The following is a 2,456-nucleotide window of genomic DNA, read 5'->3' as shown; positions in this document are numbered from 1 at the left end:
ATATAATAATTAAGAATTTTTATTTTATTTTTTATTAACTTTTAAAATCATAGAAATTCTTTATATGGACTCTAGTAGCTGATTCCAATTTTAAATAAGAATTTATTATCTTTTCTTATGATAAATCTATATCAAATAAAGAAAATGAAATTGATGCTACAATTTAGAGATCTACTAGTAGGCGAGAATACTTTTTTCAATATTATGACTTTAAATAAATTACTGGATTCGTATTTGAATGAATGATACTATAGATTCAGAATCAAAAGGTAAAAATTACTAATTTAATAAAAGAAGAAAAAGTAAAATCATAGACATTTTATTATATGTCTTATAGTACAAGATACAATTAGCTAAGTTTTTAATCATTTAGTATGGGGGGAGGTGTAAAACTTGGTTTTTAAAAAATATAAAGAGATATTAAGTATTTTCATGGCGTTATCAATAGTATTAGTAATATCTATTGTAGGAATTCAATTAAATCTTGACCTTTCTAAAAGCATAGAAAATGATATACCATTTAAATCTAAATTATTTAATAGTAAATCAGAATCTCAGACAGATACACCTTCTATAGATAATAAAATAATTGACAGAAGATATAAGGTACTAAATAAAAATGTTTTAACATACAGGCTCGCAAGGAAGAATGTAAAAGAAAACTACTTTTTTGAGTTTGAAAATGCATTTGCTCAAAAAGTTTATACTTTCTTAGATTTAAAACCTATAAATAATGAAAAATATGGACAAATTTTATTAGGATACTCATACTATGATTTAGATAAATCATTTACTAAATATGAAGCAATAAGTAAAGTTAAATCTATTTTACCTGATAATGCAAAAGAAGTTTATAACACTAAGTTTGAGAAGTATGAACTTATTAAATATAAAACAGATAAAGATACTTTTATAGCTTTTTTAGAATATAAAAAGACTGTATCTAAGAAAAGTCCTTTTCCAATGATTTTGTATGATTATGATGATAATAAGATACAATCTATCGAATACTTTAAAGCAATAAAATAAAGATACTACGGGGAGGTGTTTATTATCGAGTTTAAATTTATTAACACAATGGATGAGTATGTAAATGGATACAAGCTTATGATTAGACTCAGAAAAATCTTTTTTTTCTATTTCATATACTTCCAAAGTTAGTGTGTATTGTAGGTATTATACAAATTGTATATGGATTTAGAGTACTTTATCTAACTTCTTTATCTATAGAGACTTGTTTAAATACTTTAGTTTTGATTTTGATATTAATACTATTATTTAGAAGTGAAAAACACTTATTAAAATCAATAAAAAAGAAAGTTAAAGCTAGATATGGTGAATTTAAAGAAGTAACTTGTACAGTAGATGATAATAGCTTTTTGTGCGAGCAAGGAAATAATAGAAATGAAATTTTATTTAGTCAAATTTATAAAGTTGTTGAAGATAATAATTCTATTTACATATTTGGAGAAGAGTGTATAATACTTTTGGTGATACCAACTAGCGTATTTAAAGACGATAAAGAAAAAGATGAGTTTCTAATAAAAATGGAAGGATTAATGACTTAAAAAGTATTAATCCTTCCATTTTTATTCTTCGTAGTAGTTTACCATGTAAATATAATCTCCGTTTGCTAATATAGATATAATTCCATTCTTTCTTTCATATCTGTATGTTTTTAAATCAGGCATATTATCTTGAATTTTTTCATTTTCTTGAACATCTTTTAAATTATACCCATAGTCCTCTAGTATTTTCTGAGCATTACTAAAACTGTCACTTTCTTCTATGATAGGAGGTTCTTGATCCTCTAATGAGCTAAAGTCAAATTTAGATACTTTATACCCTAGCGTAAGTATAAATAATAAAACTATAGCTAAAGTGATTTTTGTAATGTTTTTCAATAATTCACGCCCCTTTATGTAAAATCATATTCAATATAGTTACTTATATTATAGTATATTTCATATTAGTTAGAAACTAAAGGCGGTACAGGACTAAAGTCCCCCAATACTAAGAGGGCCTTTCATTAAATTTTATAGATATTAACATTAATGCCTTTGGTAAACAATACCACAAGAAATTTATTTCTGGGAATATACCAGATGCACACATGTATGGATAAATCAAAATACTAGTTTCAAAAATAATAGTTATAATTGATATTACAATTATCTTAAGATCATTTTTCTTATTTAAATGTATATTTTTATAAAAAAGATAGGTCAAATAAATATAGCCTAAAACTACTATAATTTCTCCTAATGCAATAAATAGATATGAGTCAAAATTACTCAAAGCTCTTGAACAAATAAATAAAAATATATAAGAAATTATAAAAAATGTGTTACTTAAATAAACTAAAGTTTTTAAAATGTTATTAATTATTTTCATATATAATCCTCCATAAAATAGATTATATATAAAATTAATAAGTTTCAATATGTAAATAATTT

4 protein-coding genes are annotated in these 2,456 nt (G+C 23.3%); 2 read left to right on the top strand and 2 right to left on the bottom strand.

What is annotated here, in order from left to right; all coding sequences use genetic code 11:
- The first annotated feature begins 393 nt into the window (after positions 1-393).
- Together LEQ07_RS19540 and LEQ07_RS19535 are read left to right on the top strand one after the other, a co-directional pair.
- Complete coding sequence (locus tag LEQ07_RS19540) at positions 394-1,029, top strand: hypothetical protein (protein ID WP_263331936.1); 636 nt, start codon at positions 394-396, stop codon at positions 1,027-1,029.
- Positions 1,030-1,160: 131 nt separating this feature from the next.
- Positions 1,161-1,568: a YcxB family protein gene (locus tag LEQ07_RS19535; RefSeq protein WP_263331932.1), complete on the top strand. Its 408-nt coding sequence runs from the start codon at positions 1,161-1,163 to the stop codon at positions 1,566-1,568.
- Between the two features lie 21 nt (positions 1,569-1,589).
- Here LEQ07_RS19535 and LEQ07_RS19530 read toward each other — a convergent pair whose 3' ends face one another.
- The gene (locus LEQ07_RS19530; protein ID WP_263331927.1) at positions 1,590-1,904 is read right to left on the bottom strand and encodes a hypothetical protein; all 315 of its coding nucleotides are present in this window, start codon (positions 1,902-1,904) and stop codon (positions 1,590-1,592) included.
- 109 nt (positions 1,905-2,013) lie between these two features.
- Positions 2,014-2,394 carry a hypothetical protein gene (locus LEQ07_RS19525; RefSeq protein ID WP_263331924.1) on the bottom strand — a complete coding sequence of 127 codons (381 nt, stop codon included), beginning with the start codon at positions 2,392-2,394 and terminating at the stop codon, positions 2,014-2,016.
- Positions 2,395-2,456: the final 62 nt, after the last annotated feature.

This window comes from Paraclostridium sp. AKS73 (genome assembly GCF_025671395.1).
Classification (GTDB): Bacteria; Bacillota; Clostridia; order Peptostreptococcales; family Peptostreptococcaceae; genus Paraclostridium; species Paraclostridium benzoelyticum.
Note: the sequence above shows the minus strand (reverse complement) of the source record. Positions and strands in the feature narration are given on the sequence as shown.